This is a genomic window from Mycolicibacterium tusciae (assembly GCF_002086795.1).
GTDB classification, from domain to species: domain Bacteria; phylum Actinomycetota; class Actinomycetes; order Mycobacteriales; family Mycobacteriaceae; genus Mycobacterium; species Mycobacterium tusciae.
The window spans coordinates 30265-46782 of record NZ_MVIM01000025.1; the positions used below are offsets into that span (position 1 = coordinate 30265).

The 16518-nt window shown below is 68.8% G+C and carries 16 protein-coding genes; 4 read left to right on the plus strand and 12 right to left on the minus strand.

What is annotated here, in order from left to right; genetic code table 11:
* Nucleotides 1–19 precede the first annotated feature (19 nt).
* The 4 genes from trxA to sigM all read right to left on the minus strand — a co-directional run bounded on the left by trxA (nucleotide 20) and on the right by sigM (nucleotide 2673).
* Nucleotides 20–361, minus strand: coding sequence for a thioredoxin (trxA, locus tag BST47_RS28125; protein WP_083129111.1), 342 nt, complete (start codon nucleotides 359–361; stop codon nucleotides 20–22).
* 11 nt (nucleotides 362–372) lie between these two features.
* Nucleotides 373–1347 (minus strand): thioredoxin-disulfide reductase, encoded by a 975-nt coding sequence (trxB, locus tag BST47_RS28130; protein ID WP_083129112.1) that lies wholly within the window; start codon nucleotides 1345–1347, stop codon nucleotides 373–375.
* Between the two features lie 90 nt (nucleotides 1348–1437).
* Nucleotides 1438–2046 (minus strand): RsmA family anti-sigma factor, encoded by a 609-nt coding sequence (locus BST47_RS28135; RefSeq protein ID WP_083129113.1) that lies wholly within the window; start codon nucleotides 2044–2046, stop codon nucleotides 1438–1440.
* 27 nt (nucleotides 2047–2073) lie between these two features.
* Nucleotides 2074–2673 carry an RNA polymerase sigma factor SigM gene (gene sigM, locus BST47_RS28140; protein WP_083129114.1) on the minus strand — a complete coding sequence of 200 codons (600 nt, stop codon included), beginning with the start codon at nucleotides 2671–2673 and terminating at the stop codon, nucleotides 2074–2076.
* A 139-nt stretch (nucleotides 2674–2812) separates the two neighbouring features.
* Here sigM and BST47_RS28145 point away from each other — a divergent pair, with 139 nt between their 5' ends.
* Complete coding sequence (locus tag BST47_RS28145) at nucleotides 2813–3241, plus strand: DUF5946 family protein (RefSeq protein WP_165799857.1); 429 nt, start codon at nucleotides 2813–2815, stop codon at nucleotides 3239–3241.
* On the opposite strand, the gene BST47_RS30820 is transcribed toward BST47_RS28145, so the two are convergent.
* The 5 genes from BST47_RS30820 to BST47_RS28170 all read right to left on the minus strand — a co-directional run bounded on the left by BST47_RS30820 (nucleotide 3238) and on the right by BST47_RS28170 (nucleotide 11136).
* Nucleotides 3238–3468 (minus strand): 3-keto-5-aminohexanoate cleavage protein, encoded by a 231-nt coding sequence (locus BST47_RS30820; protein WP_474623430.1) that lies wholly within the window; start codon nucleotides 3466–3468, stop codon nucleotides 3238–3240. The two genes, BST47_RS28145 and BST47_RS30820, sit on opposite strands and share 4 nt — an antisense overlap.
* 41 nt (nucleotides 3469–3509) lie before the next feature.
* Complete coding sequence (locus BST47_RS28155; protein WP_083129117.1) at nucleotides 3510–3965, minus strand: 3-keto-5-aminohexanoate cleavage protein; 456 nt, start codon at nucleotides 3963–3965, stop codon at nucleotides 3510–3512.
* Nucleotides 3966–4100: 135 nt separating this feature from the next.
* Complete coding sequence (gene murJ, locus BST47_RS28160) at nucleotides 4101–7943, minus strand: murein biosynthesis integral membrane protein MurJ (protein WP_083129118.1); 3843 nt, start codon at nucleotides 7941–7943, stop codon at nucleotides 4101–4103.
* Nucleotides 7940–10339 (minus strand): DUF6049 family protein, encoded by a 2400-nt coding sequence (locus tag BST47_RS28165; protein WP_107529116.1) that lies wholly within the window; start codon nucleotides 10337–10339, stop codon nucleotides 7940–7942. Before BST47_RS28165 ends, murJ begins: the two co-directional genes overlap by 4 nt.
* 17 nt (nucleotides 10340–10356) lie before the next feature.
* Entirely contained in the window at nucleotides 10357–11136 is a 780-nt protein-coding gene (locus BST47_RS28170; RefSeq protein ID WP_083129119.1) for an NUDIX hydrolase, read from the minus strand.
* A gap of 54 nt (nucleotides 11137–11190) precedes the next feature.
* Between BST47_RS28170 and BST47_RS28175 the strand changes: the two genes are divergently transcribed.
* Nucleotides 11191–12690, plus strand: coding sequence for a CCA tRNA nucleotidyltransferase (locus tag BST47_RS28175; protein ID WP_083129120.1), 1500 nt, complete (start codon nucleotides 11191–11193; stop codon nucleotides 12688–12690).
* 5 nt (nucleotides 12691–12695) lie between these two features.
* Entirely contained in the window at nucleotides 12696–13184 is a 489-nt protein-coding gene (locus BST47_RS28180; protein ID WP_083129128.1) for a pullulanase, read from the plus strand.
* On the opposite strand, the gene BST47_RS28185 is transcribed toward BST47_RS28180, so the two are convergent.
* The gene (locus tag BST47_RS28185) at nucleotides 13185–13961 is read right to left on the minus strand and encodes a TIGR03084 family metal-binding protein (protein WP_083129121.1); all 777 of its coding nucleotides are present in this window, start codon (nucleotides 13959–13961) and stop codon (nucleotides 13185–13187) included.
* Nucleotides 13962–13970: 9 nt separating this feature from the next.
* Nucleotides 13971–15257, minus strand: a complete 1287-nt coding sequence (locus BST47_RS28190) for an MFS transporter (RefSeq protein ID WP_083129122.1) — start codon at nucleotides 15255–15257, stop codon at nucleotides 13971–13973.
* Between the two features lie 137 nt (nucleotides 15258–15394).
* Between BST47_RS28190 and BST47_RS28195 the strand changes: the two genes are divergently transcribed.
* A complete protein-coding gene (locus BST47_RS28195; protein WP_083129123.1) occupies nucleotides 15395–16000 on the plus strand; it encodes a YqgE/AlgH family protein in 606 nt (201 codons plus the stop codon).
* Between the two features lie 21 nt (nucleotides 16001–16021).
* Here BST47_RS28195 and BST47_RS28200 read toward each other — a convergent pair whose 3' ends face one another.
* Entirely contained in the window at nucleotides 16022–16366 is a 345-nt protein-coding gene (locus tag BST47_RS28200) for a hypothetical protein (protein WP_083129124.1), read from the minus strand.
* Nucleotides 16367–16518 lie beyond the last annotated feature (152 nt).

Sequence of the window (16518 nt, forward strand, 5' to 3'; positions counted from 1 at the left end):
ACAGCGAAGCTAGGGGGCGTTACACCACGTCAGCGAGTTCGCGCAGCAAGGCTGCCTTGCCTTTTGCGCCGACGATCCGCTTCACCGGCGCACCATCCTTGAACAGGATCAACGTCGGAATCGAGACCACCTGAAAATCACGTGCGGTCGCGGGATTCGCGTCGACGTCGAGTTTGGCGACGGTCAACTGACCGGCGTTCTCGCCGGCGATCTCCTCGAGCACGGGGGCGATCATCTTGCACGGACCACACCAGGTGGCCCAGAAGTCCACCAGCACAGGGGTACTGCTCGACAGCACATCGCTGGAGAACGAATCGTCGGTGACGGTGACGGTGGCCTTTCCGGCCGAGGTCTCAGTCATGGGTACAACTCCTAACGTACGGGGGTGGCGGTTGCTTCATCGCTTGGGGCAGAACCGATTTCGGCGAGCCAACGCTCTGCGTCGATCGACGCCGAGCAGCCCGTGCCCGCTGCGGTGATGGCCTGTCGGTAGATGTGATCGACGAGGTCGCCCGCGGCGAAGACGCCTTCCACAGAGGTCGCGGTGCTGTGCTGCTTGACCTGCACGTAGCCGTCTTCGTCCAGGTCGACCTGTCCGCGCACCAACTCCGAGCGAGGATCGTGGCCCACGGCGACGAACACGCCGGTCACGTCGAGCTTGGATTCCTCGCCGGTCACGGTACTGCGCAGCCGCACACCGCTGACCTTGGGATCGCCCTCGATCGCGACGACCTGGGTGTTGGTCAGGAAGGTGATCTTCTCGTTGGCGCGAGCGCGCTCCAGCATGATGCGGGATGCGCGGAACTCCTCGCGGCGGTGCACGATCGTCACGCTGCGGGCGAAGCGGGTGAGGAACGTCGCCTCCTCCATCGCGGAGTCGCCGCCGCCGACCACGACGATGTCCTCGTCGCGGAAGAAGAAGCCGTCGCACGTGGCACAGGTGCTGACACCCATGCCGATCAGGGCTTCCTCACCGGGAACTCCCAGGTGGCGGGCTTGCGCGCCCATCGCGAGAATGACGGCGCGCGCTTGATAGGTCTCGTCACCGACGGTGACGGTCTTGATGGGGCCCTCCAGCGAGACGGAGTCCACGTCCTCCATCCGCAGATCGGCGCCGAAGCGCAGCGCCTGTTCACGCATCTGGTCCATCAGTTCGGGACCGGTGATGCCGTCGCGGAAGCCGGGGTAGTTCTCTACCTCGGTGGTGGTCATCAGAGCGCCGCCGAACTGGATGCCCTCGAATACGAGCGGGGCCAGCTGGGCGCGCGCCGCGTAAATGGCCGCGGTGTAGCCCGCGGGCCCGGATCCGATGACGATCAGGTCATGAACCGTGGGGTTGGAGGTCATGAGCGCCTTTCGCCTTTCTGCCGATTCGCAACCGGCACGGGTGTAACACCAGCCTAGGCGTGGGTGTTCCCGCCCGGTCTGGTGGACAGATTACGTCCGACTGACCAAGGACTTCGCCAACAGGCCGGTGTGAGCCCCGCTGCAACCCGGCTCGACCACGACGGCCACGACATCGTCGGCTGAATCGCCGGGAAGCAGCAGCAGTACCCCGGGCTGTCCCCGCATGTCCAGTGGCCGGGCGCCCAGCACCGTCGTTCCCGGGGGATAGCCCAGTCCCCCGAGGCAGGAGCCGCGGCGCCCGGGGTCGGTCAGCGGCCCGTAGTCCGGGGTCCGTGACAGCAGCTCGATGATCTGCGGGTGAGGCAGCGGTATCGCGGTGGACCGCTCGACGGTGATCATCTTGGCGGTCGGACCGGTGGGAAACGTGGGTGACTCGGGGCGGTTCAACATCACGGCACCGACGATGACGGCGGTCACCGCGGCGCCGAGGCCGGCGACGAGCCCGATGACCTGCAGCCGCCGCAGCAGTGGCCGCGCGACCGTGTGGGCGGGTTCGGCGCGTAGGGCGGCGAGGACGCGCTCCGTCACCTCCGGCGGCACGTCGGGCGCCGAAGCTTCATCCGACCCCAGCTCGGTGAGATCGCGACGGACACGCTCGACCACCGCGGGATCGAGGTCGTCCTCGGTGCCGTTGTCCATCGCGTGCTCCCGCCGGTTGCCCTGACGTCAGCCAGTCTCCATCACCGGGGGATTAGACGATGACGAGGCCGCTGCGGTTCCATCGAGCGCGAAATAATCCAGCGTCTCGGCGAGCTTGCGCCGGGCGCGCGAACAGCGGCTCTTCACGGTCCCCTCGGCGACACCGAGCATCCGAGCCGTCTCGACCACGGAGTAGCCCTGCATGTCGACCGCAACCACGGCCGCGCGTTGTTCGACGGGCAACCGCATCAGCGCGCGCTCGACCACGATCGCAGTGTCCACGTGCGGCATGGGATCGCCGGCGTGGCAGGTGTCGTCGAGCAGTGTGGTGGTCGGACGGGTCTTGTTGCGGCGCAACCGATCCAAGCAGGCGTTGACCACGATGCGATACAACCAACTGCTGACGGCGGCGTCATGGCGGAAGGCCGGAGCGGTGCGGTGCGCCGACAGCATCGCGTCCTGCATGGCGTCGGCGGCGTCGTCCGGGTTGCGGCTGGTCAGCTGGGCGAGCCGGTACAGCTGGCGGTGATGGCGGCGGAACAGCTCCTCGAACGCGTATTGCTCGCCTGCGACGTGCGCGGCGAGCAACTCTGCATCGGTGCGGCCGCTGTCGCCGAAGGTCCCCACAGCCGAACACTAAACGGCCCGCAGGGGCCCTTCCGACACATCTTTGCGGGGCTGGGGATAGCTCGGTTACCCCGCCGCTCAACGACGTGCGTTCGCGTCCAACGGTGTCGACGGCGCGAGCGGTCCTATGCTGAAACGGATGACGGCGCCTTGTTGCCCGCGATGCGGTGCGTGCGACTGCCGCGCCGCCTTTGACGCGTGCTTGGTGCTGGACTACAGCGATTCCCGGTACGGGACGGTGCACCACCTGACCGTGGCGACATACATGCTGCAGCACGGGATTTATGCGGACGGTGTCACTGCCGATGCCGCCCGGTTCATCATCCGGCACATCGACCGTCCTCCCGATCCGTACACCATGAAAGAACTCAGGAGGCATACCGACGGCGCGACCAAAGTGGTAAGCCCGGACTCGGCGACCAGCCAACGGCTACAGAGGGAGTGGCCGTACACGATCCGCGATGTCGACACCTCGAGTGAGCACACATATCGCCGCACAGTTCGGAGATGGGCAAAGTCGGTGGCTGACCAAATCCTCGAGCTTCGCGATCCATTGCCGGGCAGTTAGCAGGGGTTGGGCTTCGGACGGCAGCTGCCCGATAGCGCAGCGCGAACCAGCTCAGCGTTGGTGTCGGCGGTGCGGCCATCAGGAAGTGTGAAGGTGTCTTCTAGACCGATCCGCGAGTCCAAATTGTTGTCCATTGCAAGCCTGAGCAGCGGCCAGGCGTTCGTCCCCTCACCGTGAAGCAGGATTGGCAGCCCAAGATCGGCGACACAGTCGATCATCTGCTCCACCTCGTCAATGGCCGCGTCCGCGTCTGGGTTTGTGCCTTCGATCAGAATCCTCGTGCATTCGCGCGCCCGCGTGTATCGCGAAATGATTCCGCCGCATCCTGATACCAGAGGCCGGCCTCCACGCCGATTCCCTTGTCGAGAAGGAGGTCTGCGAGTTCCGCGGCACCGGGCTCGTGCCAGTTGACCGACGCGTAATCGGGGTGACTGCCCCATTGCTCGACGTACTGCATACGTTGTCGGTGGTCGGTGACCGCCCAGATTCCGGTGGTGACTCCGACGGGCACCGCGCCACACCGTGCGCGCAACGCCTCGACCAGCGGATCGACGTGCACGGGATCGAGACTGTCTCGCCCCCCGCCATCCTTCGGGTGCACGTGGACTTCACTCGCCCCGGCTTCGAGCGATGTCTCGACGCTGGCAACGACGTCGGCCACTGTTATGGGCACGTGAGGATGGTGTCGTCGATCGTGAGGACCGTTAGGGCATACCTGCAACATCAAGTCAACTTTCTCGAGTCAGGTCCGGCTCACCGAATCATCTTGTGTCTCAGGCTTGTCCGAGCGGCGGGTGGCCGCGAGTGCACGGCGAGCAGGGGCCCCGCCGTCATCTTTACCGGGCTTTGGATAGCTCGGTTACCCCGCCGCCTTCAGCGTGATCTCTGCGATGTCCGAACGGTTCTCGCCGTCGACGGTGCCCAGGGTCGACACCCAGACCAACAGGTAGGACGTCGGTTCGGCGTTGTCGAGCTTGATGGTGTTCTGACCGGGCTGCAGCGAGGTGGCCGACTTCAGCACGGTCGTGTCGGTCAGCGAGGCCGGTGTCTGCGACTGCGCCGACCGGATCTCCACGGCCGTGCCCGTGCTGTTGAGGTCGATGTCGACCTCGCCGACCTTGGTGGGCTCGGGCAGTTGCAGAATGAGCCCGACACCGTTCTTGAAGTTCGGGAACGGCACCGGGTCGGTGTAGGTGTCGATCGGCCACACGGTCGTCGGGTTGCCGTCGATCGCGAGGCCGGCCTCGGCGGGTGCGTCCGCCTCGCCCTCGGGCGAAAAGACCGTCGCCGAAACGGGTTTCACGCTTTCCCCGGTACCGCCGTCGCCGGCCTCCGACGTACCGGGCGCATTGAGCCCCAGTTCGTCACCGCCGAGTCCATCGCCGACGTCGCCGAAGATCCGGGTCAGCACGGTGCCGAGCACCACCAGCGCGACGATGAGGATCGCGCCGCCGACGCTGAGCCCGATCAGCAGAGCCTTGCGGCGGCGGGCTTGTGCGTCGGGATCCTCGGGGTCTCGCTCGCGCAACCGTTGCGGCGCAGGCGCAGCCACCGGGTCGTCGACGGGCTCGATGAGCTCGGTGCGATCGGCGACCGCGGTGGCCTGCTGCAGCAGGTTCAGCAGCGTCGGCGCACTACGGATCCCGCCGCCCTCCTGCACCGCGCGCGCCGCCGCCGCCGAGATCTGGAACGGAATCTGACGGTCGACCGAGCGCGGTTCGACCGGCTGTCCCGCGGGATCGAGTTCGGCGGACTCCAAACCGCTGCGCACGCCCGTCTCGGGCAATGGCCACTTGTTGATCAGCAGCGCGTACAGCGCGGCGCCGATACCGCGGATGTCATCTTCCGGGGTGGCATCGGGCAGCGTCGCCGGAAACGCCAGCGCGACGTCGCCCTCGATGCTCACCCGTACGCGGCTGGGGTGATCGATCGACATCGCGACACCCGCCCGGTGCGCCGCCTCAGCGGCGGCCGCCAGCGATTGAATCGCCCGCGCGCCACCAATCGGGGAGGGCGACGTCTCGGCCACCTCGGCCAGGGACCCGCCCCGGATCCACTCCGAAACCACCAGACCACCCGAACCGGTGTTCGCCACGTCGAGCACCCGGGCCACACCGGGCATGTCCAAGCGGCTCAGCTTGAGGGTGGCGGCCAGGATCTTCTGCAACTGCTCGTCGGGCAGCGTCGCGTCCGGGTCGACGAATGTCAGCGCCACCTGGCGATCGAGCGCGGTGTCGAGCGCCTGCCAGAACTGCAGCGTCGGGGGTCCGCCGTGGAAGACGAGCAACCGATACCGGCCGCCGCCGATCACCGCGCCGGGGATCAGATGGACATCCTCATCAGACGTCGCTGCCTCAATCGGCGGCTCGCGCGGCACGTCGAAGGGCAGCGATTCGCGGGTCGGATCGCCGCCGTAGTCCGACGGCGGCCGGCCGGATGCCGGGATCGGCGCGGTGCCGTTGGGTTCCGCCGTCGAAAGGCGGGCCGTTGCGCCGAAGTCGACGGGCTCCTGCACGGTCGCCTTGAAATCGGCGGGCGACGGGGCGGCGGGGACATCAGGAGTCGGCACGTCGGGCTGGAAGTCGTCGGCGGACACCGGGGATTCGCGGTCGTTCGGGGGCGGCGGTACCGGGATCTTCGCCGTGGCGGTGTTGTCGGGCCCGGAGCCGCCTGCGGGTTCGTTGCTCACCGCTGGTCCTTTCCCCATTCCATCCCTGACAACCTCCCCCGAGGGTTCCCGCCTTCCGACCGGCGGTGCCGGGCGCCGTATTGACGCGGACGAATTCCTCTGACGAGCGTACGTGAGGGGAGTGCCCGGCGGAGGCTGGTCGGGCAGCATTCTCGGTGGTGAGGCCTCCCTCCCTCCCCTGCCCTCCAGACGTGGGCCCAGGGTCTCGGGCACAGGTCGGGGGCGGCCCAGGCGGCGACTCACCGCAGCGAGGGCGGCCTCTGCTTCCGGCACCTTGGCCGCGAGAAGCACACCGGCGATCGTCGGCACCATGATCAGGCCGAGCACCAGCAGCCGCAGCAACGACCCGGCGCCACCCCAATTGGTGGTCAGCGACTCGAGACCGAACAGCTGGTCGACGACGTGGGCGATCAGGCCGGCGATCAGCGACGCGCAGATCGTGACGAGGATGGTGCGGACCACCTGCAGGCCGATGAGCCGTCCACCGGGCGGGTTGAGGTTCGCGCGCAGCAGAAAGTAGCCGACTATCGCGCCGACGAGGAACCCCAGCCCGTTGGCCAGGCCGAGATAGCCGGCCACCAGGTCCGGATCATCGGTGAGGTGCGGCGCGGCCACCGACGCCGCGATCTTGACGACGGTGATCACAACGATGAGAGCGATCGGCGTCCACGGCTGCTCCCGGGCGTAGAACACGCGAAGCTGAAGCAGCACCAGGGCATACGGGATCAACGTGAACGCCGACAGCGTGATCGCCATGCCGAGGTAGCCGGCGTCGACATCGCCGAAGTTCCCGTAGGCGAACAGCGCGCTGCCGATGGCCGGACCGCCGACCGTCATCATCGCCACGATCGGAATGAGCGTCACCATCGTCAGCCGGGTGGCCAACGACAGGTCGGCCAGCACCGCCGGATTGTCGTTGGCCGCGGCGTTGCGGCTCAGCCGCGGCATCACCACCGTCAACACCGTCACCCCGATCATGCCGAACGGCAGCATCAGGACGAGCCAGGTGTAGTTGTAGATCGCCGGGCCGGAAGCCGCAGCGCCACTGGCGATTCGGTTGCCGACGATCAGGCCGATCTGACTGATCAGCACGTAGAGCACCATCGCCGACGCCATCGCCCCGAACTGCTTCAACCGGTCATCAATGCCCCACAACGGACGCAGGCTGACCCGCTCGCGCCGCAACGCGACGAGCAGCACCACCACCTGCGTCACCGTCCCCAGCGTCATGCCGATGCCGAGGACAAGCAGCTTCGCATTGCCCATTTGAACCGGATCCACCGAAAGCTCGCCAGGCACAACGAGATAGAGGCCAAGCGTCGCGATCGCGACGACGTTGTTGCACACCGGGGCCCACGCGGGCGGCCCGAACACGTTGCGGGTGTTGAGGATCGCCATGAACACCGAGGAAAGCCCGTAGAACAGCACCTGCGGCAGCAGCAGATATGCGAACGCCTTGGTGAGGTCGCGGTTCACCAGAGGGTCGGCGCCGAGCATCAGCTCCACCAGCAGCGGCGCCGACACGATGGCCAGCGCGGTGGTGAGCAGCAGCAGCGTGGTCGCCAGGGTGACCAGCCGGCGCACGAACGCCGTTCCGCCGTCGGGGTCGTCGCGTTCGGCGCGGGCGAGCACGGGCACGAAGATCGCGGTGAACGTCGCCTCCAGCACCAGCGCGGCGATGAGGTTCGGCAGTTGATAGGCCACCGAGAACGCACTGGACAGCGCGGCGCCGAGGATGGTGGCGATCAGCACGATGCGGGCGAATCCGGTGAGCCGACTGATCAGGGTCGCGAACGCCATGCCCCACGAGCGCGAAACGACCGCGGCGTCCGACAATTCGGGGCGTCCGGCGCGACGCCTGGGTGCGGGGCCGCGGGGCAGCCGTGGCGGTGGGGCCGAACCCCTGCGAGGCGGCGGCGGTGGGGGACCGGGCACCGGATTGCGGGCGCCGACCGGCCGCGGCGGCCCGGTTCGCGATGGTGGCGTCGGGGGGCCGCCGGGGACGGGACTCATTTCTCCCCGGTCTGAGCAACCGTGTCCTCGTCGAAGCGCATCGCGACCTCGAGGGGATCGGGTCTGTCGAGGTCGGCGCGGTCGGGCTGGCCGCGGAATCGGTGCCAGAGCCTTCTGCCGACAAGCAGCGCGAGGATCGCGCCGCCGGTCAGCGTGATGAAGAACAGCACCTTGCCGTATGCGTTGGAGTGCACTGAAAGCCGCACGGGTTCGCCGAGTGGTAGACCGTCGGCGGTGCGCAGTGCGACGTCGACGGCGACGCGCTGGGTGAAGTGCACCTCGATCGGAACCTTGAGCGGCAGGAAGCCGGGCGGCGCCACGATCTCGCCGATGTCGGTCACGGTCATGCCCGGCGGCGCATCGACGTCCAGCCGCACCCGGATCGGCACGGGAAGGTTGTTGCGCACGGCGAGGGGGAGGGGGCTGCGTTCGGTCGCCAGCGTGTAGGAGCCGCCGGGGTTGACGATGGTGACGGCGTTGAACAGGTCTTCGACTGTGCGGCTCACCGTCGTAAGCCGTTGCTGTGCAAGGCCGTTGCGCGCATCCGGTCGCACCGACTGGCTCAGCGCGCGCAGCGAGTCCTCACGCAGCGGCGCCGTGTAGCCGTAGCCGGTGAGGCCCGTGCGTTCGTCGGTGGTCAGTGCGGTCGTCAGACCCCACAGCCGGGCCGTCACCGCCGCGATGCCGGACACCACGGCGTCGTCGAACCGCCCGCGCGAATCCCCGAGGTTGGCTTCGGGCAGCGGCGCGATGCGCTGCGGCGGTACGGCATTGCCGTCGGTGATCACCTGGGTCAACGGGCGCGGCCGCGCCATCCCGGCGTTGATCATGGTGGCCGCCGCGGTGAGGATCGCCTGTGCGTCCGCCGGCTGTGGGCTCCACGCCATCGGCGGCATCAGGATCTCGGTGCGCGGCTCGATGTCGGGCTGCAGTGCTCGCCACATCATCGCGCCGACGGCGTCTTGCCTGCGCGCCACGTCCGAACCGTGGTGCAGCGGGACGTCCAGTGAAGGGTCGAGGTATGACGGTGCGACCGGTTCGGAACCCGCCCCGGCCAGCGCCGCGCCCACCGCGGGGTCGAACGGCGCCGCGACGACGTTCGGCGCGTAGCGCACCGGCCGTAGTTCGGCGGGTTCTGGAGCGGCGTTCGCGCCGTCGGAATCCGAGGCCGCGACCTCGGCGGCGCCGATCGCGACGGTCTGCTCTCCGCTGCCCTGCGGGCGTGGGCCCAAGGCGGACAGCAGCTGCACCGCCGGCCCGGTGAGGGGCCCGTCGCCGATGAGGCTGGCGCCCCGGACCGACGCGATCCCGAGGATCTGGTCGACGATGTCGCCCGCGGACTTCACCGCGATGGTGGACAGTCCGGGATCACCGACCCGGTGCAGCGCGTCCAGGTCGGCCTGCGCGTAGGTGGTCGAGACGACGCACATGCGCTGCGCGAGGCCGCGGAGCCGGTTGAGCCAGGCCACGGCGGCGTCCTGGCCGTTGCCGGGATGCGTCGGGGTGCCCGGCCCGGCGTCGGGACCGTCGTTGACGACGTAGCCGCCCGTCATGGCGTTGACGGTGACGAGCAAGTCGGGGTCGACGGCCAGACACGTCGCGAGGCGGACGTTCCCCTCGGGATCGACCTGCGGGCCGGTGGCGAACTCGACGGCCGACAGCAGGGTGTCGAGCCGTCCACCGGGTGCCAGGGACGTCGCGAGGTCGTCGTCGATGAACCGGATCGGCGTGGTGCCACCGGGGGCGCCCGCGGCCAGCCGCGGCCGGTCGGCGATGGGCCACAGCAGGGTCAGGCCGACCGGTTTGGAGGTGTCCGGCGGGACCACCGCCGTCAGCGCGTCGTCGGTGTCGGCGGCCGGATCGGGCGGGACGCCGAGCACCGGCAGCAGGAACCGGGCGTCGTCGAGGCGTGCGGGCGACCCGTAGTCGGGCGTCCCGTTGACGTTCACCATCACTGGGTAGACGCCGGGCCGCTCGATGCCGAGCGATGGTTGCTCCGCGGACCGCAGCGGGTAGGACAGCGTGAACGGGACAGCGCCCCCACGCGCCAATTCTGGTGCAAGAGTGACGAATTGGGCCACAGGCTCGAACTGATCGACGTTGCCTGCGAGGTTGGTGCGCAGCCCCGCCGATGACGTGACGGCCGCGGCGTCCTCGAGGCGCACCATCACGTCACGCACGGGACGGTCGCCGACGTTCTCCACGATGCCGGCGACGGTCACGACGGGTTCGCTGGTCGTGGTGACGACCTCGGGGGTGACGCGGTCGATGCGCACCGTCAGGAACGGCGTCGAGCCGGGTTCACCGGCGGCGGCGAGGGGGATCGCCAGTGGCACGACGAACATCGCCAACATCCCGACCGCGAGCAACAGGCGCGCCACCGCCACAGTGGACATGCGCGGCCCCGCCGTGATCACGGCCCTTGGCCGCAGCCGTTCGTCCGCCGAGTTGTCTTTTCGTCGGGACGACGGTTGCGGGTGTGCGAGTGCGTCTGGGCCCGTCGCCGCGGTGAGGTCCGTGGCAGCGGCGGCAACGCGGCGGGCCCGTCCGCGTGCAATCTGTCGATGAGCTCACCGGCGACCTCGGCGAGGCGGCGTTCGTCGGCGTAGGCCAGCCGCGACGGCAGCTCCTTCAGTGGCACCCAGGCCACCTCGCTGACCTCGACGTCCTCGTCGGACAGCTCTCCTTCGAGGAATCGCATCAGGTAATGGTGCACGGTTTTGTGCACTCGGCGGCCCTCGGTGACAAACCAGTAGTCGATGCTGCCCAGCGCGGCCAGCACGCTGCCCTGGATTCCGGTCTCTTCGGCGACCTCGCGAATGGCGGTCTGTTCGGCGGTCTCACCGAGTTCGATATGGCCTTTCGGCAGCGACCAGAGCATCCGGCCGCGCCGGTCGGTGCGCCCGATGAGGGCGGCTACCTGGCCGTCTTTGGGCCCGTCGATGCCGTCGATGACGAGCCCGCCCGCCGAGGTCTCGTGGACGGTGCGCAACCGGTCCGGTGGCCGGCGCGGACGTGACTTCTGCGGCTTGGGCTGGGCGTTTACCTGGTCCTTCGCGCCAGCGATGGCCGCGCCGGACGAGTTGTTGTGGTGTTCGGCGGGCTGGGGAGCGGACTCGGGAGGGCCTGCCGCGCGGCGGCCGCGACGTCGCCCGCGGCGCCGTCGTGGTCTTGCATGTTCGCCGTCCGACACCCAAGCGATAGTAGCTGCCACGCAGTATCGCTCCCGCCACACTCACCGGTCGTGATGGACCCGTTGCTATTAGGGTGTCCGAACGTGGCCGGATCGGGTGCTGATGCTGAACTGCTTGCCGCGGCGCAAGTTGCGCTGAACCGGCATGGCGATGTCCTGCGCCAGCTGGGCCGGGTGTTCGCTGACGCGGGGCACGAACTCTTCCTCGTCGGCGGCAGCGTGCGCGATGCCTTGCTGGGCCGTCTGGGCAACGACCTCGACTTCACCACCGATGCGCGGCCGGAGCAGCTGCAGGCGATGCTGCGCGGGTGGGCCGACGCGCTATGGGACACCGGCATCGAGTTCGGAACGATCGGGGTCGGCAAGGGCGACGACCGCCTGGAGATCACCACGTTTCGTGCCGACACCTACGACCAGGTGTCACGCAACCCGGAGGTGCGGTTCGGCGACCGCCTCGAGGACGATCTGGTACGCCGCGATTTCACGTCGAACGCGATGGCCGTGCGCATCGACCCCAATGGCCCAGGCGGTCTTGGACAATTTCACGATCCCCTCGGCGGCCTGGCGGCGGTGCAGGCCAAGGTTTTGGATACGCCTGCGGCGCCGGAGATCTCGTTCGGGGACGACCCGCTGCGGATGCTGCGCGCGGCCCGGTTCGTCTCGCAGCTCGGGTTCACCGTTGCGCCGAGGGTAGTGGAGGCGCTCGTCGAGATGGCACCTCAGTTGCAGCGCATCTCCGCCGAACGCGTGGCCGCCGAACTGGACAAGCTGCTGCTGGGCGCGGACCCGGTCGCCGGTATCGACCTGATGGTGCAGAGCGGGCTTGGCGACGTGGTGCTGCCGGAGGTCGGCGGCATGCGGATGGCGATCGACGAACACCATCAGCACAAAGACGTCTACTGGCATTCGTTGACGGTGCTGCGGCAGGCGATCGACCTGGAATCGGACGGCCCAGATCTGGTGTTGCGCTGGGCAGCGCTGCTGCACGACATCGGCAAGCCGTCCACGCGCAGGCACGAAGCCGACGGCGGGGTGAGCTTTCACCACCACGAGGTGGTGGGCGCCAAGATGGCGCGCAAGCGGATGCGCGCGCTGAAGTACTCCAAGCAGATGATCGAGGACGTCTCGCAGCTGGTCTATCTGCACCTGCGGTTCCACGGTTACGCCGACGGCAATGGGACAGGCAGGTGGAGCGATTCGGCAGTGCGGCGCTACGTCACCGACGCCGGCCCGTTGTTGCCGAGACTGCACAAGCTGGTTCGCGCCGACTGCACGACCCGCAACAAGCGGCGCGCGGCGCGCCTGCAGGCGGCCTACGACGATCTCGAGGCGCGCATCGCCGAGCTTGCCGCAAAGGAGGATCTGGCGCGCGTGCGGCCGGATCTGGACGGCAACGAGATCATGCGGCTACTCGACATCCCGGCCGGGCCACAGGTCGGCGAGGCGTGGCGGTATCTCAAGGAGCTCCGACTCGACCGCGGCCCGCTGTCACATGACGAAGCCGTCGAGGAATTGACCAGATGGTGGAACGCGCGGGGCGACCAGACCGTCTGATCGGTATGGAGTACTGCCTCGGCGACGGTGACGGGTCGGCCACCATCTGGAGCGCTGCCCCGGATGTCGACCTGAACAGCGATGGTGCGCTCGACGCCGTCGGTCTGGACTTCGACGGGGACGGTCTGCTCGACGATGCGATGGCCGACCTGGATGCCGACGGCGTGGCCGATCAGCTGGTGCGCGATCACCTGTCCGACGCGGCGTACTTCACCGACGACGGCACCGGAACCTGGGCGGTGAGCCTGGACCGGGCCGGGTCGTTGAGGTGGTTCGGGCTCGACGGGGTTGAGCACGCCGGGGGTTTGGTGGTCGACGTCGACGCCGACGGTGAGGTCGACGACCGGCTAGTGGACTTCAACGGCGACGGCTTGGCCGACCGCGCGGTGAGCGTCGAGCACGCCTTCGTCGACACCGACGGCGACGGCCGGTGGGACATCAAGCTGAGCGACGGTGATGCCGACGGCAAGGCCGATGGAGCCGACGAGCTCTGATCACGCCCGCCCGGGCCCGGGTGGTCCGGCGAACGCCTGCGCGATGCCGAGCCACCGCTCGGCGTCCGCACCGGTGGCCGTCACATCGAGCTGCGACCGTGGCCGGCGCTGCGTGACCAGCATGCAGAAGTCCTGCGCCGAGCCGGTGACTCGTTGCGCCGCGTCGCCCGGCCCCCACGACCACGTCGACCCGTCCGGGGCGCTCAGCTCGACGAGGAACGGATCTGCCGGTGGCGCAAGGCCATTGACGGCGAAGGCGAAATCGCGGGTCCGCACGCCGATGTGGGCGATCGACTTCAGGCGTGCGGTGGCGGGCCGGTCGACACCGAGGGCGTCGGCGACGTCGAGACCATGCGCCCACGTCTCCATCAGCCGTGCGGTAGCCATCGACGGGGCGCTCATCGGCGGACCGAACCACGGCAGCTTACGTCCGTCGGCCACCGTCAACAGCTCGTCGTGCAGACGGCTGCGGGTGCGGCGCCAATCGGCCAGCAGGGCGTCCGGCGGCGTCAACGCCAGCTCTTCGGCGCCCGCATCGACGAATCCCGACGGGTCCTTCGACGCCTCCTCCAATACGGCGGCGAATCCGGCTTCGTCCGTGACGGCGGTGAGTGCGACGCGATCGGTCCACAACAGGTGCGCGATCTGATGGGCGATGGTCCATCCCGGCGACGGTGTGGACTCGCTCCAACGTGCGGCGGGAAGGTCGGCCACGAGCGCGTCGAGTTCGTCGCTCTCGGCGCGCAGGTCAGCGACCATAGGCTCGGCACCAGCCATGCCGTCACCTTAGCCTTGGCGTCGGCTCCGCCCGAGCGTGGCGTGCGCGGCCAATCCGAGCAGGTAGATGCCGGCACCCGCGAGGGCCAGCGCCGGTTGGTGACCGCCGGGAGGAATCACCGCGGCGCACGCCGTCACCGCGAGGATGAATGCGATCCAGAACAGCGCATCCTGGACGGTGAACACGTGGCCGCGTAGCGCGTCGTCGACGTCCAGCTGCATCGCGCTGTCGGCGCAGAGCTTGACCACCTGGCCCGCCAGTCCGATGAGGAAGCCGCACACCATCATCACCGGCAGATGCAGGCCTGAGCCCAGTACCTGAATCACCGCGGCGATCGCCAACGCCCCGTTGGCCGTCGCGTATCGGCCCCACCGCGCGACGGCGACCGGCATGACCGCGGCGGCCAGGAACTGTCCGGTGCCGACGGCCGCGAAGAACAACGCCGTCGTCCCCAGACCCGCGACGTCCGGCACATCGACGTCGGCATGCCGGACGAGGACGAGCACCAGGAGGCTGTTGATGCCGAGCACCATGCGGTGCGCCGCCAGCCCCGCGAGCGTTGCGGCCACCGACGGCACCGCCGCGACGGTGCGGGCGCCATGTCCCCAACCGGTGGCCACCGCGTACACGATCGATCCGTGGACCGCGCGTTTGCTGTCGTCGGGACCGAGCAGATGCGGCGGGAAGCGCCACGACAGCCACAGCGCAAACGCCACCGGCACCGCGACGATGAAGATGATCGTCGAGGCGCCGACGTCGTTTGCCCCGAAGAGCCAGCGCGGCAGGAGCATGAAGATGGCGCCGAGGAAGGCGGCGGCCCCGCCGGTCGCGGTGGCGACCGAGTTCATGGACACCACCTGCTCTCGCGGCACCACGTGCGGCAGCGCCGCCGACAGACCCGAGGAGACGAATCGGGTGAAGCCGTTGACGATCAGCGCGGCCACCAGAATCGCCAGATCGTGAGCGCTGGCCGCGAGCAGCGCGGCGACGACCACCACCGTGAGCAGGCGCCCGATGTTGGCGCCAATGAGCACCAGGCGGCGGTCCCAGCGGTCCAGCAGCGCGCCTGCGAACGGGCCGAGCAGCGAGTACGGCAGATAGAGCACGGCGAATGAACCGGCGATGGCCCACGGCGTCGCGGCCCGTTCGGTGCTGAACAGCAGCCCGCCCGCCAGGCCGGCGGCGAACAGACCGTCACCGAACTGACTGACGAGCCGAAGCTCGAGCAGGCGTCGAAACTCGGGAAGGGCGCGTACCGAATGCCACAGGGCGAGCGGCGAACGTGCCTCGACCACGACAATCCCGTCCCTGTTGCATCGCCGGGCGGCTTGCGGCGATCGATGTTCGGCGGCCCCCCGACCCACAGTACAAATATCCCGCCGGACCGGCTTTGTTCGCCACGTTCGCTGGTTGCTGATGCGATGATGGTGTGATGGCGCACTCAGAGGACCCGGAGGACTTCATAGCGCCTGCGAAACACCGGGTCCGCGCGGGCACACTGCTGCTCGCCAACACCGACCTGCTCGAGCCGACGTTCCGGCGCAGTGTCATCTACATCGTCGAGCACAACGACGGCGGCACGCTCGGTGTGGTGCTGAACCGGCCCAGCGAGACCGCGGTCTACAACGTGCTGCCGCAGTGGGCGAAGCTGGCCACCAAACCGAAGACCATGTTCATCGGGGGACCGGTCAAGCGCGACGCCGCACTGTGCCTGGCGACCCTGCGGGTCGGTATGGACCCGACCGGCCTGCCCGGGCTGCGGCACGTGCAGGGCCGCATGGTGATGGTGGATCTCGACGCCGACCCCGATTCGATCGCACCAGTGGTCGAAGGGGTGCGGATTTTCGCCGGTTACTCGGGGTGGACCATCGGTCAGCTGGAGGGTGAGATCGAGCGCGACGACTGGATTGTGCTGTCCGCGTTGCCAACTGACGTGCTCTCCGAGCCCCGGATGGATTTGTGGGCCCGGGTCCTGCGCCGTCAGCCGCTGCCGCTGTCGCTACTCGCGACACACCCGGTCGATATCAGCCGCAACTGAAAAGCGCTGCGCGGCAACCGTTCAGCTGCAGGACAGCGTGCATGTCGCGCAGGCACCAGCGCAAGCGTCGGCACCGACCGCCTCTCGGCTTGCGATGACCTTGGCCGCCTGCCAGCAGCCGGCCGCGACGGTGCTCACGGCACCGACCACGCAGACGACGACCACGACGAGCGCGGTGTCGGGGTGGCTTGACAGCGCCACGGTGCCGGCGGCGGCCAGCATCGCCGCGGCGGCGAGCTGGGTCGGGGCTACCCCGCGGAGCACAGATTGGATCGGATCCGCCGACCGTGGCCGGGCCAGCAGCCAAACACCGAGACCCGCGATCGCGACCGCGGCGCACAGGCACAACACCGCGACGATGAACATGCGCCACAGAATACGAGGCGGCGGTTAGCGGTTTTTGGGCGTCCCCCCGGGCGCCAGGCTTCGCCCGGGGGAACAGGCCCTTTTATCCAGTTGGTCCAGTGGCCGGAGCCGTGGGGGCGGGCGCCGCCGGCTGACCTTGCGGGGCGGGAGCG

Excerpts from the sequence above, each read along its gene's own strand:
- BST47_RS28185 (WP_083129121.1), bottom strand. The coding sequence starts at position 13,961 with ATGGCTGGTGCCGAGCCTATGGTCGCTGACCTGCGCGCCGAGAGCGAC.
- murJ (WP_083129118.1), bottom strand. The coding sequence starts at position 7,943 with ATGAGTCCCGTCCCCGGCGGCCCCCCGACGCCACCATCGCGAACCGGG.
- BST47_RS28135 (WP_083129113.1), bottom strand. The coding sequence starts at position 2,046 with ATGGACAACGGCACCGAGGACGACCTCGATCCCGCGGTGGTCGAGCGT.
- BST47_RS28175 (WP_083129120.1), top strand. The coding sequence starts at position 11,191 with ATGGACCCGTTGCTATTAGGGTGTCCGAACGTGGCCGGATCGGGTGCT.
- BST47_RS28180 (WP_083129128.1), top strand. The coding sequence starts at position 12,696 with ATGGAGTACTGCCTCGGCGACGGTGACGGGTCGGCCACCATCTGGAGC.
- BST47_RS28145 (WP_165799857.1), top strand. The coding sequence starts at position 2,813 with ATGACGGCGCCTTGTTGCCCGCGATGCGGTGCGTGCGACTGCCGCGCC.
- trxB (WP_083129112.1), bottom strand. The coding sequence starts at position 1,347 with ATGACCTCCAACCCCACGGTTCATGACCTGATCGTCATCGGATCCGGG.
- BST47_RS28165 (WP_107529116.1), bottom strand. The coding sequence starts at position 10,339 with ATGTCCACTGTGGCGGTGGCGCGCCTGTTGCTCGCGGTCGGGATGTTG.
- BST47_RS28155 (WP_083129117.1), bottom strand. The coding sequence starts at position 3,965 with ATGTTGCAGGTATGCCCTAACGGTCCTCACGATCGACGACACCATCCT.
- BST47_RS28200 (WP_083129124.1), bottom strand. The coding sequence starts at position 16,366 with ATGTTCATCGTCGCGGTGTTGTGCCTGTGCGCCGCGGTCGCGATCGCG.
- BST47_RS28195 (WP_083129123.1), top strand. The coding sequence starts at position 15,395 with ATGGCGCACTCAGAGGACCCGGAGGACTTCATAGCGCCTGCGAAACAC.
- trxA (WP_083129111.1), bottom strand. The coding sequence starts at position 361 with ATGACTGAGACCTCGGCCGGAAAGGCCACCGTCACCGTCACCGACGAT.